Origin of the sequence: Corticimicrobacter populi, from assembly GCF_003123725.1 — a bacterium.
Taxonomy (GTDB): Bacteria; Pseudomonadota; Gammaproteobacteria; order Burkholderiales; family Burkholderiaceae_B; genus Corticimicrobacter; species Corticimicrobacter populi.
The window spans coordinates 329,598-355,238 of sequence record NZ_QETA01000004.1 but is presented as its reverse complement, the minus strand read 5'-3'; the positions used below and the strand labels follow the sequence as shown (position 1 = coordinate 355,238).

Here is a 25,641-nt window from a genome sequence, read left to right as displayed (position 1 = left end):
CATCAGGATGCCGAACCCTCGGCAGCCGGCGCGGCAGGGGCATTCCCTTCCGACTGCTGGCCTGGCTGCTGAAGTTGCGATCCACCGATGGCAGGATCAGCCGAATCCTTCCAGGGAGAAGCCTCCACGGGCACCCCCGGGCGGATCTTCTGGAAACCTTCGACCACCACGACATCGCCAGCCGACAAGCCATCCGTAATGATCCAGCGACCATTTTCCATACCACCGGTCTTGACCGGCACCTGACTGGTCATCTTGTCCTTGACGACCACCACGCTCACACCGCCATCCGGGGTGCGTTGCAAGGCCTGTTGCGGAACAGCCAGTGCGTTGTGCTCGATGCCCTGCTCTAGGCGCACACGCACGTACATGCCAGGCAACAAGTCATTGTCAGGATTGGGAAACTCGGCACGCAACTTGACCTGACTGGTCGCCTGATCAACCGTGACACCCGTGAACAACAACTTGCCCGGCCGGGCATATTCGCTGCCATCATCCAGCACCAGCGTTGCCAGTGCTTCGTTCTGCCCGACACGCTGCAGTTGGCCGCTGGCCAGTGCCTGCCGCAACTTGGCCAGATCCGCCACGGATTGGGTGAAATCGACATAGATCGGATCCAGTTGCTGCACCAGCGCCATCTGGGTAGCCTGCGTACCCTCAACCAGTGCGCCTTCGGTCACCAATGGCTCACCAATACGACCGGCAATGGGAGCCGTCACCGTGGTATAGCCCAGATTGATCTTGGCAGTTTCCAGCGCAGCCTGGGCAGCAGCAACCGATGCTTCGCCCTGCTTGGCAGCAGCAACGGCATTGTCGTATTCCTGGCGGCTGACGGCACGTGCCTCGACCAGAGGCTGATAGCGCTTGGCCAGCGCAGCGGCTGCGCCCAGATCGGCACGAGCCTGCAGCAGATTGGCTTCGGCCTGGCGCACCTGCGCACGATAGAGCGCCGGATCGATGCGGAACAGGATCTGGCCTTCCTTGACATCGCTGCCCTGCTCATACTCGATCTTCTGGACGATACCGGTCACGCGTGCACGAATTTGCGCATCGCGCACTGCATCGACACGACCAGGCAGATCGGTACGCATGGGCAGTGTTTCAGGTTGGACGGTAATCACGCTGACCTGCGGCAATCCGGGATTCATCTGGGGCTGCTCACCGCAGCCGGCCAATGCCAGCGCCAGCACGACGCCGGCAGGAATTGAGAGTTGTCGAAACGACACGTGCATGGAATCCTCACGGGAAAAGGTGACTACGCTAGTCGGGTAACCGAATAACTTTAAACTATTTTTTTTAAGACTCGATTAACAAAAGAGTCTCGCTGCAACACAGGAAGGGAAAAAAGGCCGCCCTCCGGCGGCCCGGCATACATACCGAACACATCAGTACCCGGATCGCCAATACCAACCGACCCAATCGCGCAAGGCCTGCTCAGGCCAGCAACAGCGCGTCGTCGGCCAATTTTTCTCCGCGTACCTGTTGGAACATCGCCAGCAGATCCGGGACATCAAGCCCCTTGCGGGTATCACCCGCCACATCCAACACGACATTGCCCTGATGCAGCATAACGGTACGGTCACCCACGTCGAGCGCCTGACGCATACTGTGTGTCACCATCATAGCGGTTAATTTGTGCTCCGCAACAATCCTGGCCGTCAGCGCCAGCACAAAATCTGCCGTACGCGGATCCAGTGCTGCGGTGTGTTCGTCAAGCAACAAAATGCGTGACGGCTGCAGCGCAGCCATCAACAGGCTGACAGCCTGTCGCTGCCCGCCCGACAGCAGGCCAATACGGTCCGTCAGGCGATTTTCCAGACCCAGTTCAAGGGTGGCCAGATGCTCGCGGAACTGCTCCCGCATCGGGGTACGCACTGCGCGTCCCAGCGTACGACTGCTGCCCCGTGCCCAGGCCAGCGCCATGTTTTCCTCGATGGTCAGGTCTTCGCAGGTTCCCGCCATCGGATCCTGGAACACACGGGCCACCCGACCGGCACGCTTCCAGACCGGCCAGTCCGTCACATCCTGCCCGTCGATCTCGATACGCCCGTCATCCACGGGCTGATCTCCCGATACGGCATTGAGAAAGGTCGATTTGCCAGCACCGTTGGAACCGATGACCGTGACGAACTGCCCCTCGGGAATATGCAATGAGAGCCCGCGCAGGGCACGCGTCTCGATTGGTGTGCCCGCATTGAAGGTAAGGTAGAGATTTTCTGCGCGCAGCATCAGTGCTTCTTCCTTTTGGCGGCAAAACGGCGCTTGATGAGTGGCAACACCAGCGCAAAAGTCACCAACAGTGCCGTCACCAGATTGAGATCCTGCGCCTGCAGCCCAATGAAATCGCTGTTGAGTGCCAGCGCGATGAAAAACCGATAGGCAATGGCCCCAATAATCACGGCCAGGGTCGCCCATACCAATTTACGGGCAGGCAGGATGCTCTCACCCACGATCACGGCCGCCAGTCCGATCACGATGGTACCGATCCCCATCGAAATATCGGCCCCTCCCTGTGTCTGGGCAAACAGGGCTCCGGCCAGGCCCACCAAAGCATTGGAAATCGCCATGCCAGCCAGCACCATTGCCCCGGTTGCCACTCCCTGCGCCCGCGCCATCCTTGGATTGGAGCCTGTTGCGCGCATGGCCAGGCCAGTCTGAGTCGAAAAGAACCAGTCCAGCAGCAACTTGGCTGCGATCACGACGACCACCAGCAGGAGCGGCCGGAACACATAATCCGACATCCCTGCGGGCTGCAGAATGCTGAACATGGTCGGCTCCATGATCAACGGTACATTGGGCCGCCCCATGATGCGCAGATTGATCGAATAGAGCGCGATCATCATCAGGATACTGGCAAGCAGGTCCATAATCTTGAGGCGCACATTGAGCCAACCGGTGATCATCCCGGCCACGGCCCCTGCCCCGGTCGCAGCAAGAGTCGCGAAGAACGGATCATACCCGGCGGCAATCAGCGTGGCCGCCACGGCACCACCCAGGGGAAAACTGCCATCTACCGTCAGATCGGGAAAGCGCAGCAAGCGAAACGAGATCAGGACCCCCAGGGCAACCAGACCAAAAATCAGCCCGATTTCAAGGGCACCCAGCAAAGAAAATAGCGACATCGACGACCCGTTTTATTCCACAATCTTGGCAGCAGACTTCAGCAGCGACTCGGGCAGCGTCACGCCCTGCGCCTCGGCTGCGCGAGGATTGACGTACAGCTCAAGCTTGCTGCTGGTTTCGGAAGCGATATCACCCGGTTTTTCACCATTGAGAATACGCACGACCTGTCGCCCGGTTTGCAGACCCAGGTCGTAGTACCCCACCCCCAGGGCTGCGATGGCACCGCGCTCGACACTGCCCGAGTCAGAGGCGATCAGCGGAATCTTGGCATCTGCCCCCACCCGGTAAAGTGACTCGTACGCCGAAACCACGTTGTTGTCGGTGGTGGAGTAGATCACGTCTACCTTGCCAATCAGGCTGCGAGCAGCCGCGCCCACATCGACGGTACGCGGTGCAGCGGCCTCGACCAGTTGCATGCCATGCTGCGGCAGCAGTTCCTGCAACTGTTTGATCACAACCACCGAATTGGCTTCGCCCGGGTTATAGACAATGCCGATACGCTTGGCCTCCGGGACGATCTGCTTGATCAATTCAATCTGGGGCAACAGTTCCAGTTGATCCGACACACCTGTAACGTTGGTGCCTGAGGCCTCCCAGGCCGGCACCAGTTGTGCTATCACAGGGTCGGTCACAGCGGTATAAACCACCGGGATGTCTCGCGTGGCAGCCACCGAAGCCTGGGCGGCGGGCGTGGCAATCGCCACGATGACATCGGGACGATCACCCACGAATTTTCGGGCAATCTGGGCGGCCGTACCGGTATTGCCCTGTGCACTCTGGTACTGCCAACGCAGATTCTTGCCTTCCTCGAAACCGGCATCGGCCAGTGCCTGGCGCACACCGTCACGCGCAGCATCCAGCGCAATATGTTCGACGATAGCCAGCACCGCGACTGACTTGTCCTGTGCCAGCACCGGAGTGCCCAGCGACAGGCCGAGCGTCAGCGCACCAAGCAGGCGAATGGAAGAATGGACCAGCGACATGGACAGCTCCTCTTGGAAAATGAATCTCGATGCAACGCAGCGATGAGCTTATTCGACAACGTGGGCTGCCGTTTCGAGCAGGGCAGGTGGCAATGCCGCGCCTTGGGCCTGTGCTGCAGCGGGATTAACATAGAGTTCCTGCTTGCGGCTGGTCTCAGAGGCAATATCGCCGGGCTTTTCGCCCTTCAGGATACGCACGACCTGTTCACCGGTCTGCAGGCCCAGTTGGTAGTAATCGACACCCAGGGCTGCTGCTGCGCCACGCGACACCAGCTCGGCATCGGATGCAATCAAGGGAATCCCGGCATCAACACCCGTTTTGTAGAGCGCTTCGTAGGCAGATGCCACATTGTTGTCCGTACTGGTATAGATGACATCCACCTTGCCAGCCAGACTGCGTGCGGCGGCAGCCACATCCACAGTGCGCGGTGCAGCGGCCTCGACCAGTTGCATGCCGTGCTGTGGCAACAATTCCTGCAATTGACGCACGACCACGACCGAATTGGCTTCACCCGGGTTATAGATGGTGCCGACACGTACCGCTTGCGGAGCAATCTGCCTGATCAATGCGAGCTGCACATCCAGATCAAGCTGATCGGACACGCCAGTCACATTTGTGCCCGATGCGTCCCAGGATGGCACCAGTTGGGCGGCTACCGGATCAGTGACGGCCGTGTAGACCACGGGAATCTCGCGGGTCGCGGCAACGACCGCCTGGGCGGCCGGCGTTGCAATCGCCACGATGGCATCAGGACGGTCACCGACGAACTTGCGGGCAATCTGGGCTGCTGTACCCGTATTGCCCTGTGCGCTCTGATATTGCCAACGCAGGTTTTTCCCCGCTTCGAAACCGGCGTCGGCCAAGGCCTGGCGCACACCATCGCGCACGGCATCCAGGGCAGGATGTTCGACAATGGCCAGCACGGCCACTGACTTGTCCTGCGCCAGCGCAGGAGACAACGCACACAGGCCGACTGCGGCAGCTCCCAGCCAGCACTGCGAAAAGCGAATGAACGACATGGATGGATCCCTCATGACAAGATGTAATATTAACCGTTCGCCGACTGTGTCGCGTATCAGTCCTGAGTACCGCGCGTCAATCCGAGCCAAGAACGGGCCCATTTGCGGGCAGGCAGACCATACTGACGCTCGACCTCTTCGGCACGCGCCAGCAGCAGTTGCGGCTCCACTTGGGGAGACATGCCCCGGAAAGCCAGCACGATCCGATTGCCGGCATCGATCTCGGGCAGAACCAGAGCTGTCTCACCCTCGAAAGCCGCCTCGATATTTGCCATGTTGCGCGGAAAACTGTCGTGGTTGCCAAACAGGTTGACCACCATCACGCCACGCTCGCCCAGTACTGCGCGGCAATCCCTGTAGAACTCCACGCTGTCGCATACCGGCCCCTGCGCCTGGGCGTCGTACAGGTCGACCATCAAGACAGGACACACGCCACGCTGCACCGGGTCCGCTACCCATTGAGCGGCATCCTCGTGCGCAATCAGCATCCTGCTGGACGTGGGCAGCTTGAACCAGGTCTGACAGATGGCCGTGACAGCCGGATTCCACTCCACAGCAACGACCGTACAGTTCGTCTGCTTCAGACAGAAACGCGCCAGCGAGCCTGCACCCAGACCCAGCACACCAATGGCCTGAGGCTCGCGAGGTGGCGGGACGAACAGCAGCCAGGCCATCATCTGGGCCGTGTATTCCAGCACCAGCTTTGCTGGTTCGGCGATTTCCATCGCCCCCTGTATCCATTCCGTGTTGAAATGGAGATAACGGATACCCTCGTGCTCGGAAAGCGTCGGTTCATCCATTTGCGGTCTGCGGCCCTGCCGCTGCCTGCGCTGCGCCACGCCTAACGGCCCAGTGCCTTGGCACTGACGCCATCCACCAATCCAAGATCGTGGTTGAGGATATCGCCCAGCACGACACGCACGCTATCGGCCGGTACATCCGTATTCTCGGCAACCGCAGCCGTCACCGCCTTGAGCAGGGCCGCCTTGAGCTCTTCCGAGCGGCCACTGAGCAGTGAGATGCGCACCAGCGCCGTCTCGCGACCAATGGTGCCGCCATCAATGGTCAGGTCGGGATCAACCAGCGACAAGGTGGCACGGATGCTCGGCAAGGCTGCGCCGATCGAGGCCTGGACCGCCTGGGTGACGGACTGCAACAGGGTCTGGGTATTAAATTCACGTCGCTTGCTGGCGACCTCGATCTGCAGGAAAGGCATTGCGATGCTCCGTTGAGCCTTGAAAAGAATACGGAAATATACACCACTATGCCGCAGCAGCGCCGCCCGGCGTGGTGCCCTGACCCGCTCCAGCCGGGTCGGCTGCAGCATTGCCGACAGCGGCCTCGGGATTGTCCGACGTGACGGGAGCCACCAGTTCGGAGACCTTGCTGCGCGACAACAGCCCGATGAACTCTTCATTCTCGCCCACCACGGCCAGTGGTTCGTTGCTACGCAGCATCTGCGCCAGCACCTCGTCCAGGCCCGCCGAGGCAGGCACCGAAGCCATGTCATCCACATAGCCGGCGATATCGCGAGCGCCTTCGTCGCGAGCGCGGATCGCCGCCCCCACAGTCAGCACGCCCCCCAGTCGCTTGCCGTCAAGCACCGGCGCATAGTCGTAGCGCAGCGCCTGCATCTGCTCCAGCGCATGTCCAGGCCGGGTACGCATGGTCAGCGTCAGGCGCGGACCGCGCTCGGGCAGCGCGTGCGCGGCATTGAGCACCTTGCCCCGGTTCACATCCTGCAGGAAAGCCTGCACGTAATCATTTGAAGGATGCAACAGGATATCCTCGGGTGCGCCTTCCTGGACCAGTTCTCCGTGTTTGAGAATCGCAATCCGGTTGCCCAGCCGCAGGGCCTCGTCCAGATCATGCGTAATGAACACGATGGTCTTGTTCAGGCGGCTCTGCAATTGCAGAAGCTGATCCTGCATTTCGCGACGGATCAGCGGGTCCAGGGCCGAAAAGGCCTCGTCCATCAACAGGATCTCGGCATCGGTCGCCAGCGCCCGCGCCAGTCCCACGCGCTGCTGCATGCCGCCTGACAGCTGGCTCGGATACTGATTCTCGAAACCGGCCAGACCTACCTGCTCCAGCCAGTGGCGCGCCTTTTCTTCGCACTTAGCCCGGGTAATCCCCTGCACCGATAGGCCATAGGCAGCATTATCAAGCACAGTACGATGAGGAAACAGGCCAAAACGCTGGAAGACCATGCTCATCTTGTTCTGGCGAAACTGTTCCAACTCGCGCCGGCCCAGCCCCATGACATCCTGGCCATCGACCAGAATATGGCCATCGCTCGGTTCGATCAATCGGTTGAAATGGCGAATCAGGGTCGACTTGCCCGAGCCCGACAGGCCCATGATGACGTAGATACTGCCCTCGTCGATGGACAGGCTGATATCGCGCAAGCCCAGAGTGTGGCCACTACGGGCCAGCAACTCTTCCTTGCTGATGCCCGCCTTGGCTTCGGCCAGCCACTTCTCGGGTCGAGGCCCAAAGATCTTGTAGATATTGCGTACTTCTATCTTGCTCATGATTGTCCTCCATGGCCGACACGCTTGCCATACGACTGGGTGATCCGATCAAACAGGATCGCCAGCACCACGATACCGATCCCGGCCAGCAGGCCTCGGCCGACTTCCAGACGGTTGATGCCCAGCAGCACCTCGTAGCCCAGGCCGCGTGCACCGATCATCGAGGCGATCACCACCATGGACAGCGCCATCATCGTAGTCTGGTTGATCCCCGCCATAATGTTGGGCAGAGCCAACGGCAACTGCACACCGAACAACTGCTGGCGGGCATTGGCACCAAAGGCGCGGGAAGCCTCAAGCACCTCTTCGTCGACCAGCCGGATACCAAGATCGGTGAGGCGAATCAACGGCGGCACGGCATAGATCACCGTCGCGATCAGCGCCGGGATCTTGCCCAGGCCGAACAGCATGACAACCGGGATCAGGTAGACAAAGCTGGGCATGGTCTGCATCACGTCGAGTATCGGCAGCGTAATCGTGCGCAGCCAGTTGCAACGCGCCATGAGAATGCCGATAGGGATACCGATCATGATCGACAATGCCGCAGCCATCAACATCAGCGACAGCGTCTGCATGCCGGCATCCCAGAGGCCGATCACGCCCAGCACACACAGTAGCGCACCCATGCACAGGCTGAGCACGATACGGCGACTGACCAGCCATGCCACCACGATCACTGCCAGCACCACGACCCACCAGGGTGCCGCGCGCAAAACCTGTTCCAGCCAGACCAGGATGGATAGAATGGGCCTGGACAGCGCCTCGAGTGTATCGGCGTAATTGGTAACGATGCCATCGACGAAACCGTCGATGGCGGTGCGCAAAGTACGCGCAGGAATCAATTCGGGAAACATATTATTTTTCTCCCGCCCGACGGGTGGATGTCGCCCGCCAGGCAACAACGCAAAAAACCGGGGACGCACATCCGCGCGCCCCGGTCATGGTTCATCCAGGAAGGATCAGAGCGACGCCTTGACGCGCTCGGCCACGTCCGCAGGCACCCATTGGGTCCAGATAGCGGACTTGTTCTTGAGGAACCACTCGGCCACATCGGCGGCGTCATCGCCGCTTTCTTCCATGTGGGCCAGCGTTTCGTTGATGTCGTCCAGCGGGATCGACACGCGCGACAGGAACTCGGTGATCTGCGGTGCCTGTTGCGAGAACTGCGTATTGACCGCCGTGAATACCGGGTTTTCAGGATACGCACTGGGCTTGGGGTCCTGGCAATCCGGCGATGTCAGGCACTGATGTGCATCGGCATCATAGGGAGGCAGCTCCAGCTTGACCAGGTCCATGGCACCGACCAGCGGCGTGGGATACCAGTAATAAAAAACCACGTCCTGCTTGCGCTTGTAGGCCGAGGTCAGCGCCGCCTTCTGTGCCGCACCGGTACCGGGGGAATAGAGCGTGTAGCTGTCTTCCAGCCCCAGCGCACGATAGAGATTGGTGCTCACCACCTCGCAGCCCCAACCGGCCGGGCAGCCATAGAAGCGGCCCTTGGAGGGTTCCTCGGGATCAGTGAAATGCTCCTTGAACCTGGGCAGATCGGCAGCCGACTTGAGTTCGGGCAAGCGCTCGGCGGTATAGCGCGGGATGAACCAGGCTTCGCCACCCATGAACACATCGCCGATGCGCTTGACCTTGCCGGTCGCTTCGGCGCGCTTCCAGGGATCGGCCACGCTGTTAAGCCAGATTTCGGAATTGACATCGAGATCACCGCGCTCAAGTGCTGCCAGCGCAGGCAGTGTCTCGGTCGGCAGCACTTCGGTCTGGCAACCGTAGCCCTTTTCGATAATGGCGCGCTCGACATCGGTGATGACCAGGTTGGACTCCCAGTTCATTCCACCAAATTTGACCGTGCGATCCAGCTCGCACTGCGGAGCGGCCAGCGCCTGCCCGCCCATGCCGGCCAGCACAGCGCCAAGGGCAGCTGTGCACAGCGTACGGGCAAATTTCGTGGATGAACCAGCCTGCGGCGCAGACGTGGCGACAAGGTTTGATGACTTCATGATGACCTCCTGTCGGTTCATGGTGCTCGTGAATGACACATGCGCCCACCAGCGGGATGCAGAACGGTTCTGCAAATTTGCCAGGGAGCCAGGAAGGTTGTGCGGAAAACGGCGAGGCCGTCGATACAAACCGGGAACGAGCGAACAGTGCTCTGAAAAGCACCCTGATTGGCACCGGACTGCAGAATATTGCAATCCGACGAAATTGAACATTTCTGAATGAAGAAGACAACATCTTAACGCAAAATGAAAGAAATTCAAAATAGGGGATAACCCAGCCGACGGCCGGCATAACGATATTGGGAATTGATCGTTCCCTGAAACATCCGGTTTCCTTAAGCTGATTCCTCCATCCGGCGCACCCTAGAAAAGGAGTCACGACATGTCTTTCAAGCGTCTCATTGCCGTCTCTCTCGCGGCCTTCGGCCTAGCGGGTCCCGCCTGGGCAGCGAGCCCATACCTGGTCACCACCGAATGGGTGGAGCAGAATCTCGACAACCCCAAGGTCCGGCTGGTCGAGGTCAGCGTCAATCCCGGACTCTATGAACGCGGCCACATTCCCGGTGCCGTCAACTACAACTGGCATACCGATCTGGTCGATACGGTCGCCCGCGATATCGTGCCGCAGGCACAATTCCAGGAACTGCTGCGCAAATCCGGGATCAACGATGACACGGTGACCGTTCTATACGGTGACAACAACAACTGGTTTGCCGCCTGGGGAGCCTGGATCTTCGATATCTACGGCATCGACAACGTGAAGATCCTCGACGGCGGGCGCAAGAAGTGGGAGGCAGAGAGCCGCCCCCTGTCGGCTGCCGCGCCTGTGCCGCAACCCGGCAACGTCACAGCGAAAACCGCCAACCCGACGCTACGTGCCTATCTGAGCGACGTGCGCGACGTCGCCAATAAAGCCTCGGACGCACATCTGGTCGATATCCGCTCGGCCGACGAGTACAACGGCAAGATCTTCGCACCCAATGGCGTGCCTGAACTGTCAGTACGCGCAGGCCACGTCCCGGGTGCAGTCAACGTCACCTGGAGCAAGCTGGTCGCTGAAGACGGCACGTTCAAGCCGGTCGAAGAGCTCAAGGCCATCTACGAGGAAGTGGGCGTGGATGGTTCCAAGCCTATCATTACCTACTGCCGTATCGGCGAGCGCTCCAGCCACTCCTGGTTCGCTCTGAAGAAGCTGCTCGGCTACGATGTGCGCAACTATGATGGCTCCTGGACCGAGTACGGCAATTCCGTCGGCTCACCGATTGCCAACCCGGCCGGCACCGTCTGGGGCAATACCTGATGCCTGGCGCGGTCGCATCCGGCATCCCCGCGCGCCGCGCCCTGTCCGCCCTGGTTATCCTGGGCGGGTTGCTCTATGCTGCAGCCCGCCTGCACGACCTGCCGGGCGAAGGCCGAACACTGTCGCTTTCGCTCTTGCTGGGTCTGGCTTTCGGCATCGTGCTGCAACGCACGCGCTTCTGCTTCTACTGCATGATGCGCGACTATTTCGAACACCGTAATGCACTGGGGCTGCTGGGTCTGGTCGCGGCATTACTGGTCGGCACGCTGGGCTACCATGTGCTGTTTGGCGCATTCCTGCCCTCGCCCATCCCGGGGCGGCTGCCGCCCGGTGCCCATATCGGCCCGGTCAGCTGGGTGCTGGCGGTAGGTGCCCTGGTCTTTGGGCTGGGCATGGCCCTGTCCGGCTCGTGCATCAGCGCCCATCTGTACAGATTGGGCGAAGGTGCCGCAGCCTCCCCCTTTGCCCTGCTGGGTGCGCTGGTCGGCTTCGGCCTGGGCTTTGCCTCCTGGAATACGCTGTATCTGTCCGCCATTCAGTCGGCACCGGTTGCATGGTTGCCTCACTCGCTGGGTTACGGGGGGTCGGCATTGCTGCAGACCGTCCTGCTGGGTGGCATCGCCTGGCTACTGCTGCGCACACATCGCTCGCCCACAGCACCGGATGGCCATCCGGCCACCGAGCGCCCCTCACTGACCACCCTGCTGACACTGCGCTGGCCTGCCACGACAGGCGGTCTGCTGGTTGCCCTGATTGCCGTACTGGCCTACCTGCGCATCGCCCCGCTGGGCGTCACGGCAGAGCTGGGCAGCATTGCCCGCACGCTTGCCGCCAACGGGTCACTGCTGCCCGAACGGCTGGAAGGCCTCGACAGCTTCGCCGGTTGCGCCACGATCATCAAGAACACCCTGCTATCGCCCAATGGCGCATTCGTACTGGCCCTGATCGGTGGTGCCTGGGCTGCCGCACTGGCGGCCGGCCAGTTCCGGCCCCAGTGGCCGGACTGGCGTTCAGCCAGCCGCAATTTCGGCGGCGGCATCCTGATGGGCTGGGGAGCCATGGTGGCACTTGGCTGCACGGTCGGCACCCTGCTGTCTGGCATCATGGCCGCCGCCGTCTCGGGCTGGATCTTCGCACTGTTCTGTACCGCCGGTGCCTGGCTCGGCTGGCGACTGCGCGTACATGTAGCCTCGCGTCCACGGATAGGCTGAGACCGGCGGCGGTGCGGCCGGATCGATCCGCTGCACCGCCTGGGTCTGGCACAGCACCTGATAGAGCGATATCCAGCCATGCTCGAATCCCATGGCGCATCCCGCCAGATACAGCCGATAGGCGCGCAGCGCCCGTTCGCCCGCATCCCCTTTTTCAGCCACCAGCACGGCCCGCGCCTCATCCAGCCGCGACTCGAGCGCATCGCTCCATGCCCACAGGGTCCGGGCATAGTGTGGCCGCAGGCTTTCGATATCGACGGCCTCGAAACCACTGTGACTCATGGCCTCGACCACCCGACTGACATGGGTCAGTTCGCCGCCGGGAAAGATATAGCGCTCGATGAATTCACCCATGCCATTGCCAAGCTCGGCGTTATAGACCCCTGCCGACGTGATACCATGATTGAGCAGCATGCCCTCGGGCCGCAGCAGCTTGCGCAGCTTGGCAAAATAAGCCTCAAGCTGAGCACGCCCCACATGCTCGAACATGCCGACCGAGGCAATTTTATCGAACGGTTCATCCTCAGTCAGATTGCGATAATCGAGCAGCAGCATGCGCACCCTGTCCGACAAGCCACGACTTTCAATCAGACCATTCACATAGGCATGCTGATTGTGCGACAGCGTAATCCCGGTAGCCTGCACGCCATAGTGTTCGGCAGCCCACAGCAGCAACCCGCCCCATCCAGCGCCAACATCCAGAAAACGTTCTCCCGACTGCAGCCGCAGCTTGCGACAAATATGGTCTAGCTTGGCTTCCTGGGCCTGCGCCAGCGTCATCTGCGGTTCGCGGTAATAGGCACACGAATAGACCCTGCGCGGATCCAACCAGAGGGCATAGAAGGCATCGGACAGGTCATAGTGGAATTCGATCTGTCGCGCATCGCGGTCCACCGAGTGCCGCCAGACCGACACCAACCTGCGTATCAATTCTGTCAGCCAACCACTACGGGCCGCCTCAACCGGGGAACCCGGCAGCAGCGCAGCGGCCACGGCCATGACGTCACGCATGCGCCCGTCGATATCAACCCGGCCTTCGACGTAATCCTGCCCCAGCACCCCGACCTCGCCGGAGGCCAGACTGGCGAGCGCCTTGAGATCATGCAGCCGCAAACGGACAACGGGCATATCCGCACCGACCTGGGTGCCATCTGGCAGGATAAGCTGAACGGGATGGGGAAGTTGCTGCAGCCTGTTGGCTATGGCATTTGATACCGGACTCACGACACCTCCTTCGGGATGGAAAAAAGGTCTACACATGCACTCCGATGCGACATGGACTCCATCATGCTCTGATGACGGAACCTGGGTAAAAGAATACTACTTCCTGCGATCCTGCATCTCCATACCAGCAAAACAGGAATTGAAAGTGTCATTCATCAACTTTCCTGGTTGGCCCTGCCGTCTTCCCTATATAAATTCGCGTCACGACTCCAGCGATGACACTACAATGATCTCCCGTTATCCCCCCGCCTACCACAGGACATATCGTGAGAAAAGTCGTTCGCGGCAAGCTTCATGGCATCCGGGTCACAGGTGCCGATCTCGAATATCACGGCTCCATCACCCTGGATCCTGACCATTGCGAAGCCGCAGGTATCCTGCCGCTGGAATTCGTCGATATCTGGAACAAGCACTCAGGTGCGCGCATCAGTACCTATGTCATCTATGGTGAACGCGGCTCTCGCTGCTGCATCCTCAATGGTGCCGCCGCACGCACCTGCCAAAAGGGTGACGAGATCATCATCTGCAATTCTGCCTATATCCAGGAGCATGAGCTTGAGCTGATCCAGCCGATGGTTCTGACATTCCACCCCGACAATTCAGTCCGTGAAACGCTGTCTTACGATATCGGCCGCGACGCAAAGGGCCGCCTGTCCTTCGATATCGTCACGCACGCCTGAGACGCGCCCTCCCCATTCTCTAGTTACTCACTCGGACATGGCACTCTGGAAAGCCGGCCTGCGGGCCAAATCCATCGTCGCGCTTTTGCTGGCATGCCTGGCGGCGCTGATCCCAGCCGGCCTGCTCGGCTGGCAACTGATGGACAATGTGCGCAACCATTTCGGTGAGGCCTACGCGCGCAATCTGATCCTCCTCCAGCGCCAGACCATCCTGGCACCGGTAGCGCGCGACATCGCCCTGGCACGACGCCTGGCCAACTCGGAAGTCACCATCCAATGGCTGCGAGACGAACAGGATCCCGGCAAGACCGGACTGCTGTTCAGGGAGGCGGAAAAATATCGCCAGGACCTGCACGACCATGCCTATTTCATTGCCAGCGCCGACAGTGGCAACTATTACTTCAATGACGATACCAAGGCATACAGTCAGCAACCCCGCTACACGCTGAGCCCCACGCACCAGGACGACACCTGGTTCTACAGCACGCTGCAGCAGGAAGCCCCCTATTCCCTGAACGTCAACCACGACGCCCAGCTACAGGTCACGCAGGTATGGGTCAATGTCCCCATCCGGGACAATGGCGAGGTACTCGGCCTGGCAGGCAGCGGTTTCAACCTCAGCGAGTTCGTACAGGAATTCATCGCAAACAGCGAAAGCGGTGTCACGCCGATGCTGATCAACCGCAACGGCATCATCCAGGCACATCAGAATGAAAATCTGATCGCCCTGAACCAGGCCGCCGGAGCTGCCGTAAACGCACAACAGACGCTGGCAGGCCAGCTTGGTGATCCGGCCCAGGCTACGGCACTGGAAGACGCCATGCAGCTTGCCCAGGCCGAGCCGGGCACAGTACAAAGCCTGTTTGTCGACATCGACCAGCAGCGCCAGCTTCTGACCCTGACCTACCTGCCTGAACTGGACTGGTATATCGTGCTGGCCGTCGATCTGCAGGCTGCCAGGGGAATCGACACCGGCTGGTTCAGCCTGATGATGGTGGTGTTGGTCGTCCTGCTGGCAGTCCTGATCCTGGCCTTCGGCTATGCCGTGGAACGCCTGGTCCTGCGTCCCGTACGGGATCTGCAGCGTTCAGCGCAGGCGCTGGCCGCCGGGCACTATGATGTGGTTCCTCCCTCGCCACGCCATGATGAGCTGGGCGACCTGAATCGCGCCTTCAGCACCATGGCGGCACAGATACGCAACCATACGCAAGATCTGGAAGGCCGCATCCAGGCACGCACGCAGGAACTCGAACAGGCCAACGATGAAATGCGCCGTGCGCACCAGCAAATCAACGATTCCATCGAGTATGCCAGCCTGATCCAGCGCGCCATCCTGCCTGACGAGCAACTGCGGCAGCTCCCCGGCCTTGACTCCTTCGTGCTGTGGCGGCCCCGCGATATCGTCGGCGGCGATTTCTATCTGTGTCAGGGCAATGCCGAGCAATACATCCTGGGGGTAGTCGACTGCGCGGGTCATGGCGTGCCCGGCGCGCTCATGACCATGCTGGCACGCGCGGCACTGGATCACGCGGTCGCCGAAACCGGTCGCCAGTCGCCCGCGGCCATCCTGCATCGCGCCGACCAGGCCATGCGCGAAATGATGCACCAGTACGAACTGCCGCGCGGCATTGCCACCAACATGGATGTGGGGCTGGTCTGCATTGATCGCACGCTTGGCCTGCTGCGCTTTGCCGGAGCCCGGATAGGCCTGTACTGGAGCGATGGTCACACCGTCGATGAAGTCAAGGGACACCGGCGTGCCATTGGCGACCGTCGCCAGGGCACCTATACTGACCAGGAACTGGCCTTGCGTACGGATGTAACATACTACCTGGTGACGGATGGCTTCCTGGATCAGGCAGGCGGTGAGTTCGGCTACGGCTTTGGCCATACCCGCCTGGCGCAACTGCTGCTTGAAAATGCCCGCCTGCCTCAAGACCAGCGGGCTGCAGCCCTGGAAGCCGCACTGGAGACCTACCGCGGCAATCACCCACAGCGGGACGATATTACCGTCCTGTCCTTCCACTTTCACACACGATGACCCATCACATGGACATGATCGACCTATTCGCCCTGAGGGCCAGCATGGATCGACAACGCATCCTGCTGTGCTTCAACGGTCCGATTTCCCGCAGCCTGATCGAAGAGATCGGCACGGCCCTGAAAAACTACCTGCAGGCTGACAGCGCCCAGCCATCCGCCGCCATGGATGTGTTCAGCGTCTACATCGAAATGACGCAAAACATCCGCCACTACGCTCTGGCGCAGGGCTACAGCGAGCAGGAAAGCGCCGCCACGGTCATCGTGGCCAAGGAAGACGAAAGTCGCTATATCATTCACGCGGGCAACCTCGTGGAAGCAGCCGATGCATCACGCCTCCTGGCCAAGGTAGACGAACTCGCCCCCATGGACAAAACCGCCCTCAAGGCCGCCTACAAGGCACAATTGCGCCAGCCCCGCAACACCGATGCCGTATCGGGTGCCGGCCTGGGCCTGATTGACATCGCCCGCAAGTCAGCAGTCCCCCTTGCCGCATCGCTGACCCCCACGGAAAATGGCCGTGTATTCTTCAGCCTGCGCGCCGTGATCTGATTTTTTGCATCGACCAGCATGAACGACCTGAACATCCCCAGCAGCCAATCCACGCCCGGCGTCACCAGTGCCTTTTCCGAAGGTGTCCTGATGATGCGGGGAGACTCCTACCCCGAAAATTCGTACGAATTCTTCACGCCGATCATCCAGTGGCTCGAAGCCTATCTGAGTAACGCGCCACGCCCCCTGCGTCTCGAACTGCGTCTGGTCTACATGAATACAAGCTCCGTCAAGGCCATGATGGATATTTTCGATATGCTGGAAGAAGCCCATCAGGGCGGTCAGCCTGTCAGCGTGGACTGGTATTACGACCCGCTCAACGAACGCGTCTTCGACCTGGCAGACGAGTTCCGCGAAGACTGCACGTTCCCCTTCAACATCAGCAGCGACACCCAAAGCACATGAATCTGCCAGAACAGGATCTGGTCAGGCATGTCCAATCCCTGCTGGATGATCCTGTCCATCAGGGGCATCCGCTGCACGACGCACTACAGTGCCTGCTGGCCTACAGCCGAGAACAGAACGAGCGCCTGGCGCGACTGGTCCGGATTTCCGATGGCTATCACTCCATTTCGCACAGCCGCCAGGAAACACTGACGCAGCAATATGACAAACAGCTGCGTCGCCTCGAAAAGCTGACCCGGATTTCCGACCGTTATCAGAACAGCCTGCGCGAACTCAGCGACGCACTGCGAGATTCAGCCGCGCGCGACGCACTGACCGGACTGAACAATCGCCGCTTCCTGACCCAGCGACTCCAGGAGGAAACACGGCTTTCGCACCGCAAGGGCCACAGTTATGCGCTGGGCATTCTGGACATCGATCATTTCAAGCGCATCAACGACCAATTCGGCCATGTGGCAGGCGACAAGGTCATTGTCGGCATCGGCCAGGCAATCCAGACAGCACTGCGTGAATATGATATCTGTGGACGCTGGGGTGGCGAGGAGTTCCTGATCCTGCTGCCCGAGACAGATGCCGAAGCAGCACGCTCCGTAGCCGAACGGGTGCGTCTGCGCATCGCCGAACTGGGGCCTGCGCTCGCGCCTGTGCTGGGCCAGCCCCATCCCATCTCCGCCAGTCTGGGGTGGACGCAATACCGATCCGGCGAGGATTTTTCCGAAACACTCACCCGCGCCGACAATGCCCTGCTGGCCGCCAAGTCGGCTGGCCGCGACAGAACGGTTTTTATTGCATAAGCGCTTGCCAAAACCCATTCGATCGTAGTACCATTGCTGGCTTGACTATGTAATTCCGATAGAATTCAAAGAGGTGCAACCATGGCACGCGTATGCCAAATTACCGGCAAGGGCCCGATGGTGGGCAACAACGTATCGCACGCTAACAACAAGACCAAGCGTCGCTTCCTGCCCAATCTGCAGTCGCGCCGTTTCTGGCTCGAAAGCCAGAACCGCTGGATCCGTCTGCGTGTTTCGACCAACGCACTGCGCACGATCGACAAGCACGGCATCGAAGCCGTCCTGGCCGACCTGCGTGAGCGTGGCGAAGCAATCGAAGGCTGATTGCCTCCGGTCTGAAGCGATACGTCCGATCCGGCATGCCGGATCGACAATGAACAAAACCAGGCTGTCACAGCCTACCTGTCTACCAGGAGCACATCATGGCGACCAAAGGCGCACGTGAAAAAATCAAGCTCGAGTCCAGCGCTGGCACCGGGCATTTCTACACCACCACCAAGAATAAGCGCAACATGCCTGAAAAGATGGTGATCAAGAAATTTGATCCCGTTGCACGCAAGCACGTCGACTACAAGGAAACGAAGCTGCGCTGATTGCAGCCGCCTTGCCGGACGCACCTACTGGCCCAGCATGCATGACATGCCGGGCCTTTTTCCGTTACCAATCAGGATCGCTACCAGCCGGAGGAATTTTCCCCGCACCGGTTTTTTTTGCAGTATATTTATGCTCACATTGAGCATTTATGGTTGCAAACTCCCATGAATCCCATCCGCTTTGTCCGCACCACCCTGCTGGCGCTTGGCCTCGCCTCCTTCAGCACCCTTGCCCAGTCCGGCCCAGATGCCGCCACGCCATTGCGCATTGGCGAGATCAACAGCTACAAGGCCATTCCTGCCTTCCTGGAGCCCTACAAGATGGGCTGGCAACTGGCTCAGGAACAGATCAACGCGCGCGGCGGCGTGCTGGGACGCCCAGTCGAGGTGCTCTGGCGTGATGACAACGGCAGCCCTGGCGAGTCCATCCGCGCCGCCCAGGATCTCATGACGCGCGAAGGAGCCGAAGTCCTGTTTGGCGGTTTCCTCTCGCACACCGGTCTTGCCCTGACCGATTTCGCACGCCAGCGCAAGGTATTCTTTCTCGCAGCGGAGCCCCTGACCGACAAGATCACATGGCAGAACGGCAATCGCTACACCTTCCGCCTACGTCCTTCGACCTGGATGCATGTGGCAGCTCTGGCACCGGAAGCCATCAAACTCAACAAAAAACGCTGGGCCATCGTCTACCCCAACTACGAATACGGTCAGTCAGCCGTGACCACATTCAAGCGAATGATGCAGGGCGCGCAACCGGATATAGAATTCGTCGCGGAACAGGCCGTGCCGCTCGGCAAAATCGATGCCGGTGCAGTCGTGCAGGCACTGGATGACGCGCGTCCCGATGCCATTTTCAATGTCCTGTTCGCGGCCGACCTGACTCGCTTCGTGCGCGAGGGCAATACACGAGGCCTGTTCGAAGGCCGCGAAGTGGTTTCCGTCCTGTCCGGCGAACCTGAATACATCGATCCGCTGGGCACAGAAACCCCAGAAGGCTGGATTGTGACCGGCTACCCATGGTATGCCATCGAGACGCCAAGCAACCGGGCTTTCGTAGAAGCCTACCAGGCCCGTTTCAATGACTACCCCCGTGTCGGCTCAGTGGTGGGTTATGCCTCGCTCATGTCACTGGCCGCGGGTATCGAAAAGGCCGGCTCGACTGATACGGAAGCCCTGATCGAAGCCTTCAGAGGCCTGCAACTGGACTCGCCCTACGGCCCGATCGAGTACCGCTCCCTGGATCACCAGGCCACCATGGGCGTTTACGTCGGCAAGACCGCACAGCGCGACGGCAAGGGCGTCATGGTCGATTTCCACTATATCGATGGAGCTGACCTGCAACCCAGCGACGAACAGGTACGGCAACTGCGCACGGCCGCACCATGAACCTGGGCGGACTGCCGCTGCAACTGCTCAACGGACTGGCCGATGCCAGTGCGCTGTTCCTGGTCGCCAGCGGGTTGTCGCTGATTTTCGGTGTCACCCGCATTATCAATTTCGCGCACGGTTCGTTCTACATGCTGGGCGTCTATCTGGCCGGCACACTGATCCACGCACTCGGCGCAACCGGCATCGGCTACTGGCTGGCACTGCCGTTGGCTGCCATACTGGTGGGTGGCATCGGCGGCCTGGTCGAAATCATTGTCCTGCGCCGCATCTACCGTGCTCCCGAACTGTTCCAGTTGCTGGCCACCTTCGCCGTGGTACTCATCATCGGAGACCTGGCACTGCTGGCCTGGGGCCCTGAAGACCTGTTCGCTCCGCGCGCGCCCGGACTGTCAGGCTCCATCGAGATTTTCGGGCGACGCTTTCCAGAGTACGACCTCTTCCTGATCGTTGTCGGGCCGCTGGTACTGGGCCTGCTCTGGCTGCTGCTGCACCGGACCCGCTGGGGTGTGCTGCTGCGCGCCGCTGCCGAAAACAGAACCATGTTGGGCGCGCTCGGCGTCAACCAGGCCTGGCTATTCACGACCGCCTTCGCCCTCGGTGCCTGCCTGGCCGGACTGGGCGGCGCACTGGCTGCGCCACGCATTCCAGCAACACTCAGCCTGGATCTGGAAATCATTGCCAGTGCGTTCGTCGTGGTCGTGGTCGGCGGCCTCGGATCGCTCGGCGGTGCCTTTCTGGCGGCCCTGCTGATCTGCGAGGTCAAGGCTTTATGTATTTTCATCGGCCAGGTCGATCTGTGGGGCTGGTCGTTCAGCATGTCGAAGCTGACCCTGGTTGCCGAGTTCATCATTATGGCGATCATTCTGGTGTTCCGCCCCTGGGGGCTGCTGGGCAAACCACTGCCCGAACAACATGATGCCGCACCGCTCAGCACCAGCCAGTCGAGCGATACACCACACACACCCGGCAGGGCGCGGCGGCTGCGCTTGAGCAGCGCAGCGCTGCTCATCGGCCTGCTGGCATTGCCCTGGGTATTGGCGCATTGGCCCTATCTGACGATCCTGGCAACAGAAATCCTGATTGCCGGGCTTTTTGCCGCCAGCCTGTACCTGCTGATCGGCCCCGCCGGCCTGCATACGTTCGGCCATGCCGCCTGGTTCGGCCTGGGTGCCTACGGTGCGGCCCTGCTGTTCCTGGAACTGAACCTGCCGATGGAAGCGGCACTGCTGGCCAGCCCCCTGGTCGCGGCGGCCGGTGGCCTTTTCTTTGGCTGGTTCTGCGTGCGGCTGTCCGGCGTCTACCTGGCCATGCTGACGCTTGCTACGGCTCAGATTCTCTGGTCCCTGACCTACCAGTGGGATGGTTTCACCGGCGGCAGCAACGGTCTGATCGGCCTGTGGCCCAGCGCCTGGCTGTCCTCACCGACGGCCTACTACTATCTCAGCCTGACACTGTCCGGTCTCGGCATCGTCTTCCTGTTTCGTCTGTCAGGCTCGCCGCTGGGCTATGCACTGCGCGCGACCCGCGACTCTACGCTGCGTGCCGCTGCGCTTGGCATGGATACCCGTCGCATCCAGCTGGCCGGTTTCGTGGCAGCAGCACTGGTGGCCGGTCTGGCCGGTTCTGTGTACGCATTTTTCAAAGGCAGTATCGCGCCCGACGATGCGCTGTCGATCGGCCGTTCCGTGGACGGACTGGTCATGGTCATCCTGGGCGGACTGAGCTCATTGGCCGGCCCGCTGTCCGGGGCCGCCGCCTACACCTGGCTGCATGACAGCATTTCACGGCTGGGCGATTACTGGCATGCCATGCTGGGCGGCATTATCCTGCTGCTGATTTTCTTCATGCCACAGGGCCTGAGCAGCCTGTGGGCCCGACCGGGAGCACGCACATGACCCTGCTACCCGGCACAGCCGTCCCGCCCCCTCCCCCTGCAGCACTCTTGCGCGTCGAGAACCTGAGCAAGCGCTTCGGCGGCCTGCAGGCTGTCGACAATGTCTCATTCGAGCTGGCCGCAGGCCAGATGCTGGCGCTGATCGGTCCGAACGGTGCCGGCAAATCCACCACGTTCAACCTGCTCAATGGCCAGATCGCACCAGACCAAGGCCACATCCGGCTGGCCAATATTGACCTGGCAGGCCTGTCACCACGCGAGATAGGCAGGCAAGGGGTCGGACGCACATTCCAGACCGCCGCTGTATTCGGTTCGTTCAGCGTGCTTGAAAACATCCAGATTGCCCTGCTGGCGCGCGACCGCCGCCTGTTTTCGTTCTGGCGCAAGGCACAGGGATATCGAACTGACGAAGCCATGGACCTGCTGGCCCAGGTCGGTATGCAAGACAGTGCCGGGCGGCTGTGTGGTGTGCTGGCCTACGGTGACATCAAACGTGTCGAATTGGCCATCGCACTGGCGGGCCGTCCGCGCCTGCTGCTCATGGACGAGCCGGCTGCCGGCATGACAGCCCCCGAGCGACATGCACTGATGGCCCTGGTGCGTCGTCTGGCCGATGAGCGCGACATGGCGATTCTGTTTACGGAACACAGTCTGGACGTGGTCTTTGCTCATGCCAACAGCATCGTGGTATTGGCCCAGGGCCGCATCATTGCTGCCGGGACACCCGGCGAGATACGCACGCACGAAGGTGTGCGCAGCGCCTATCTGGGATCGACCCGCGTCTGAATACAATATCGAAATAAATATTCATTCGTGATATTCGATGGCACGCCCAAGCAGCGATACCCCGCTTATGGGTATCGCTATTCCCATGATTGACACACGTCAACTCAATTCACAATTGCACTATGAATCAGATATTCGCCCACAGACCACAAGCCCCCGGGTAATAGCGAGGGAATCTCCGAGACCATATGCTGATCGAGCTTTATTCTCCACCAGAAAGCCGCCACGAACTCTCCAGCTTTGATGAGTGCCGCGCCTTTGCCGCGACCCACTTCCCCTGGCTGCAACTCCACGTAGACAGGCGGCGCGACTTCCGGGCCAATATCAATCACCGCACCTTTGGCAGCCGCCGCCTCACAACCGCCTATTACACGCAGGAATGCCGAATGCACTACGAGAGGCCCATTCGTAACCATACGGAAAACGGCCATCTCAAGATCGTCTGGCTGCATGCCGGCGGCATGCACCTGAGTCAGGGCGGCAGGCAGTGCGTCCTGTCCAGCGGGCAAGTCACCCTCTATGACGCCGGTTTTCCATATAGTCTGCACCTTGCTCCGGAAACCTGCCTGACCGTACTGACACTGCCATACGACACCATACCCGATTGGCATCTGCACGCTGCCAGACTCTGCGCTCGCCCCATGGCGAACCTGCCCTGTACACGCACGGCACTGGTCGCCGCACGCACACTGCTGCATGACGCACAATTGAGTCTGGCCGATGCCGACACCATTCTGCAATCCGCCCAATGGCTGTTGCAACACTCGCTGTTGCAACAATTGCAGGGCAGCCCTCAATCCGCGCTCGAACCCAAACTGGCCCAGGCACATACCTTCATCCGACAGCACCTGTCCAATCCTGCGCTCAGCCCGGCCACACTGGCTTCGGCACTGCATATTTCACGACGCACACTGTATGCCCTGTTCCAGCATCATTTCCTGACGCCAGCTCAATATATCCGCTGGATTCGCCTGGTTTCCGTACGACAGGCACTGGCACAACCCGTGCTGTCCCACAAAAGCATCCTGACGCTGGCCCTGGAGCACGGCTTCAACGACGCTGCCAGTTTTTCACGCATGTTCAAGCAGGCTTTCGGCGTGTCCCCCCATCAATGGCGACACAGAAATCTGCAGGAAACCGTCTGCGACACAGGCACGCAATAAGGCCTTTCCACATGCCATGATTTGCGCACTATCATGGTGTTACGTCACGCGCCAAATTTGCATCATGCGTCAATGTGTATGCACGGATCGGCAAGCAGCCGATCCGTCCTGGTCATTAGACTGGGCACCCCTTTTCAAGGAATACACATGATGCATTTTTCCGACTGGCGAGTCGGCACCCGGCTGGGTGTCGGCTTTGGCGCGCTTATTTTTCTCATCATCATCATGGGCAGCGTCGCAGTACTGAACCTGTCCGGCATGAACCGCAACATGGCAAAGGTCATCGAGCATGAATATCCGCTGACAGTCGATGCAAATGCACTGATCGACAAGCTCAACGAGCAGACGGGGAGCTATCAAACGCTGCTGCTGACTGCTGGCCAACGCAATTCTGAAGCGCTGCTCAATACGATACAGAATACGATGGGAGAAGTCTCCAGGCTGATGGAGTCTCTCGACAAGAACCTGACCGACCCCATCTCCCGCCAGGCCCTGGCAAATGGCGCAGCAATCCGCGCCGACTTTCTTGCATCAGCCGCACGTGTGCGCCAGCACATCGCCAGCCACGCGCAAGATGCAGCCACCCGCGAATACATCGACGTGATGCAACCCGTCCAGAAGCGCTACGAAGCAGAACTGGTCAAGCTGATCGACCGGGAAGACGACCTGATGGTCGAGGCTGGCGAACAGGTCAAGGCGTCCTACCAGGACACGCGCCTGCTCATGTTCTGCCTGATTGCTGCCGGCAGCGTACTGGGCATCGGCATTGCCATGGTCATGACACGCAGCGTGACCCGTCCGCTGGGCGAAGCCGTAACGCTGGCCAATCGTGTTGCCGCAGGCGACCTGACCAGCAGGATCGAGCACGCCTCCAAAGATGAAACAGGGCAGTTGCTGCGCGCACTGGACGCCATGAACGGCAGCCTGCGCAGCATCGTCGAGCGCGTACGAACGGGTGCCGACAGCATTTCTTCGGCCACAGCACAAATTGCAGCAGGCAACCAGGATCTCTCCAGTCGCACAGAAGAGCAGGCCAGTTCGCTGGAAGAAACCGCCGCCTCCATGGAGCAGATCACGGCCACGGTCAAGAACAATGCCAGCAGTGCCGGCGAAGCAAACAGACTGGTGGATGGTGCCGCCAGTCTGACTCAACAAAGTGTCAGTGTCATGAGTGAGGTCAGCAGCACCATGACAGCAATCAGCGACGCATCACGCCGCATTGCTGAAATCATCAATGTGATCGACAGCATTGCCTTCCAGACCAACATTCTGGCACTCAATGCCGCTGTCGAGGCTGCGCGTGCCGGCGAACAGGGCCGAGGCTTTGCCGTCGTGGCCAGCGAAGTCCGCAACCTCGCCCAGCGCAGCGCCACCTCGGCCAAGGAAATCAAGAGCCTCATCGACGAATCGGTCGCAACAGTCGGGCGCGGCAGCGCACTGGTTTCCCAGGCCGAGAATATCGTGCGTGACGTCGGCAAGGGCACTGAGCCAGTCATCGCCATCGTCAATGAAATCAGCCAGGCCAGCCGTGAGCAAAGCGATGGCATCGACCAGATCAATGTAGCCATTGCCCAGATCGATGCCACCACACAGCAGAACGCCGCACTGGTGGAAGAAGCTGCCGCTGCCGCCTTGGCATTGCGTGAGCAGGCTGCCGAACTGGTGGGCTCGATTTCTCATTTTCGCACTGGTCAAACCGATACGGCCTCGACGGTGCGATCCATTCGTCAGTTGACAGCCGTCCCAGCCACCGCATCCAGGCCCGTCGAAAATCAACCTCCCACACCCGCATACCGCCCCGCCATTCGCCCGACCCGGAACAAACCATTGGCTCTTTCAGCCAAATCCGCTCAAGAGACAGCAGGCAACGACGACGATTGGTCAACCTTCTGACGTTGCCCACTCGGCACCTGTACGACACTCGCCACGCCTCAACGCTGC

24 protein-coding genes and 1 pseudogene are annotated in these 25,641 nt (G+C 60.4%); 14 read left to right on the top strand and 11 right to left on the bottom strand.

Features of this window, described 5'->3' with window-relative positions:
- Positions 1 to 2: 2 nt before the first annotated feature.
- The 10 genes from DD235_RS11655 to DD235_RS11610 form a co-directional block, all read right to left on the bottom strand.
- Positions 3 to 1,232 (bottom strand): efflux RND transporter periplasmic adaptor subunit, encoded by a 1,230-nt coding sequence (locus DD235_RS11655; protein ID WP_109062245.1) that lies wholly within the window; start codon positions 1,230 to 1,232, stop codon positions 3 to 5.
- Between the two features lie 202 nt (positions 1,233 to 1,434).
- Positions 1,435 to 2,229 carry an ABC transporter ATP-binding protein gene (locus DD235_RS11650; RefSeq protein ID WP_109062244.1) on the bottom strand — a complete coding sequence of 265 codons (795 nt, stop codon included), beginning with the start codon at positions 2,227 to 2,229 and terminating at the stop codon, positions 1,435 to 1,437.
- The gene (locus DD235_RS11645) at positions 2,229 to 3,122 is read right to left on the bottom strand and encodes an ABC transporter permease (protein ID WP_109062243.1); all 894 of its coding nucleotides are present in this window, start codon (positions 3,120 to 3,122) and stop codon (positions 2,229 to 2,231) included. Before DD235_RS11645 ends, DD235_RS11650 begins: the two co-directional genes overlap by 1 nt.
- A 12-nt stretch (positions 3,123 to 3,134) precedes the next feature.
- The gene (locus DD235_RS11640; RefSeq protein ID WP_109062242.1) at positions 3,135 to 4,106 is read right to left on the bottom strand and encodes an ABC transporter substrate-binding protein; all 972 of its coding nucleotides are present in this window, start codon (positions 4,104 to 4,106) and stop codon (positions 3,135 to 3,137) included.
- Positions 4,107 to 4,154: 48 nt separating this feature from the next.
- Positions 4,155 to 5,126, bottom strand: coding sequence for an ABC transporter substrate-binding protein (locus DD235_RS11635; protein WP_109062241.1), 972 nt, complete (start codon positions 5,124 to 5,126; stop codon positions 4,155 to 4,157).
- Positions 5,127 to 5,182: 56 nt separating this feature from the next.
- Positions 5,183 to 5,926 (bottom strand): class I SAM-dependent methyltransferase, encoded by a 744-nt coding sequence (locus DD235_RS11630; protein ID WP_109062240.1) that lies wholly within the window; start codon positions 5,924 to 5,926, stop codon positions 5,183 to 5,185.
- A 41-nt stretch (positions 5,927 to 5,967) separates the two neighbouring features.
- Positions 5,968 to 6,342, bottom strand: coding sequence for a tautomerase family protein (locus DD235_RS11625; RefSeq protein WP_109062239.1), 375 nt, complete (start codon positions 6,340 to 6,342; stop codon positions 5,968 to 5,970).
- Positions 6,343 to 6,388: 46 nt separating this feature from the next.
- Entirely contained in the window at positions 6,389 to 7,660 is a 1,272-nt protein-coding gene (locus tag DD235_RS11620) for a quaternary amine ABC transporter ATP-binding protein (protein WP_109062238.1), read from the bottom strand.
- Positions 7,657 to 8,514, bottom strand: coding sequence for an ABC transporter permease (locus DD235_RS11615; RefSeq protein WP_109062237.1), 858 nt, complete (start codon positions 8,512 to 8,514; stop codon positions 7,657 to 7,659). The genes DD235_RS11620 and DD235_RS11615 overlap by 4 nt, the downstream gene beginning before the upstream one ends.
- Positions 8,515 to 8,619: 105 nt before the next feature.
- A complete protein-coding gene (locus DD235_RS11610) occupies positions 8,620 to 9,564 on the bottom strand; it encodes an ABC transporter substrate-binding protein (RefSeq protein ID WP_162300478.1) in 945 nt (314 codons plus the stop codon).
- 487 nt (positions 9,565 to 10,051) lie between these two features.
- Between DD235_RS11610 and DD235_RS11600 the strand changes: the two genes are divergently transcribed.
- Together DD235_RS11600 and DD235_RS17060 are read left to right on the top strand one after the other, a co-directional pair.
- Entirely contained in the window at positions 10,052 to 10,969 is a 918-nt protein-coding gene (locus DD235_RS11600; protein WP_109062234.1) for a sulfurtransferase, read from the top strand.
- Positions 10,969 to 12,072, top strand: a pseudogene (locus tag DD235_RS17060) (YeeE/YedE family protein); the annotation flags it as partial. The gene DD235_RS11600 and the pseudogene DD235_RS17060, both read left to right, overlap by 1 nt.
- Here the strand turns inward: DD235_RS17060 and DD235_RS11590 are convergent.
- Entirely contained in the window at positions 11,980 to 13,404 is a 1,425-nt protein-coding gene (locus tag DD235_RS11590) for a class I SAM-dependent methyltransferase (protein WP_109062232.1), read from the bottom strand. The pseudogene DD235_RS17060 and the gene DD235_RS11590 sit on opposite strands and share 93 nt — an antisense overlap.
- A gap of 266 nt (positions 13,405 to 13,670) precedes the next feature.
- Here DD235_RS11590 and panD point away from each other — a divergent pair, with 266 nt between their 5' ends.
- The 12 genes from panD to DD235_RS11530 all read left to right on the top strand — a co-directional run bounded on the left by panD (position 13,671) and on the right by DD235_RS11530 (position 25,593).
- Positions 13,671 to 14,084 carry an aspartate 1-decarboxylase gene (gene panD, locus DD235_RS11585; protein ID WP_109062231.1) on the top strand — a complete coding sequence of 138 codons (414 nt, stop codon included), beginning with the start codon at positions 13,671 to 13,673 and terminating at the stop codon, positions 14,082 to 14,084.
- A 37-nt stretch (positions 14,085 to 14,121) separates the two neighbouring features.
- The gene (gene siaA, locus DD235_RS11580) at positions 14,122 to 16,125 is read left to right on the top strand and encodes a biofilm regulation protein phosphatase SiaA (protein ID WP_109062230.1); all 2,004 of its coding nucleotides are present in this window, start codon (positions 14,122 to 14,124) and stop codon (positions 16,123 to 16,125) included.
- A gap of 14 nt (positions 16,126 to 16,139) precedes the next feature.
- Complete coding sequence (gene siaB, locus DD235_RS11575; RefSeq protein ID WP_275667550.1) at positions 16,140 to 16,676, top strand: biofilm regulation protein kinase SiaB; 537 nt, start codon at positions 16,140 to 16,142, stop codon at positions 16,674 to 16,676.
- An 18-nt stretch (positions 16,677 to 16,694) separates the two neighbouring features.
- Complete coding sequence (gene siaC / locus DD235_RS11570; protein ID WP_109062228.1) at positions 16,695 to 17,081, top strand: biofilm regulation phosphoprotein SiaC; 387 nt, start codon at positions 16,695 to 16,697, stop codon at positions 17,079 to 17,081.
- Positions 17,078 to 17,875 carry a biofilm regulation diguanylate cyclase SiaD gene (siaD, locus tag DD235_RS11565; RefSeq protein WP_109062227.1) on the top strand — a complete coding sequence of 266 codons (798 nt, stop codon included), beginning with the start codon at positions 17,078 to 17,080 and terminating at the stop codon, positions 17,873 to 17,875. The genes siaC and siaD overlap by 4 nt, the downstream gene beginning before the upstream one ends.
- An 81-nt stretch (positions 17,876 to 17,956) precedes the next feature.
- Positions 17,957 to 18,199, top strand: a complete 243-nt coding sequence (rpmB, locus tag DD235_RS11560) for a 50S ribosomal protein L28 (protein ID WP_109062226.1) — start codon at positions 17,957 to 17,959, stop codon at positions 18,197 to 18,199.
- Between the two features lie 98 nt (positions 18,200 to 18,297).
- Complete coding sequence (gene rpmG / locus DD235_RS11555) at positions 18,298 to 18,468, top strand: 50S ribosomal protein L33 (RefSeq protein ID WP_109062225.1); 171 nt, start codon at positions 18,298 to 18,300, stop codon at positions 18,466 to 18,468.
- A gap of 165 nt (positions 18,469 to 18,633) precedes the next feature.
- The gene (locus DD235_RS11550) at positions 18,634 to 19,854 is read left to right on the top strand and encodes an ABC transporter substrate-binding protein (protein WP_109062224.1); all 1,221 of its coding nucleotides are present in this window, start codon (positions 18,634 to 18,636) and stop codon (positions 19,852 to 19,854) included.
- On the top strand, positions 19,851 to 21,752 hold the full coding sequence (locus DD235_RS11545; protein ID WP_109062223.1) for an ABC transporter permease: 1,902 nt from the start codon (positions 19,851 to 19,853) through the stop codon (positions 21,750 to 21,752). Before DD235_RS11550 ends, DD235_RS11545 begins: the two co-directional genes overlap by 4 nt.
- Positions 21,749 to 22,537: an ABC transporter ATP-binding protein gene (locus tag DD235_RS11540; protein WP_109062222.1), complete on the top strand. Its 789-nt coding sequence runs from the start codon at positions 21,749 to 21,751 to the stop codon at positions 22,535 to 22,537. The genes DD235_RS11545 and DD235_RS11540 overlap by 4 nt, the downstream gene beginning before the upstream one ends.
- A gap of 188 nt (positions 22,538 to 22,725) precedes the next feature.
- Positions 22,726 to 23,700, top strand: coding sequence for a helix-turn-helix domain-containing protein (locus DD235_RS11535; RefSeq protein ID WP_109062221.1), 975 nt, complete (start codon positions 22,726 to 22,728; stop codon positions 23,698 to 23,700).
- Between the two features lie 147 nt (positions 23,701 to 23,847).
- Positions 23,848 to 25,593: a methyl-accepting chemotaxis protein gene (locus DD235_RS11530; RefSeq protein ID WP_162300475.1), complete on the top strand. Its 1,746-nt coding sequence runs from the start codon at positions 23,848 to 23,850 to the stop codon at positions 25,591 to 25,593.
- Positions 25,594 to 25,641 lie beyond the last annotated feature (48 nt).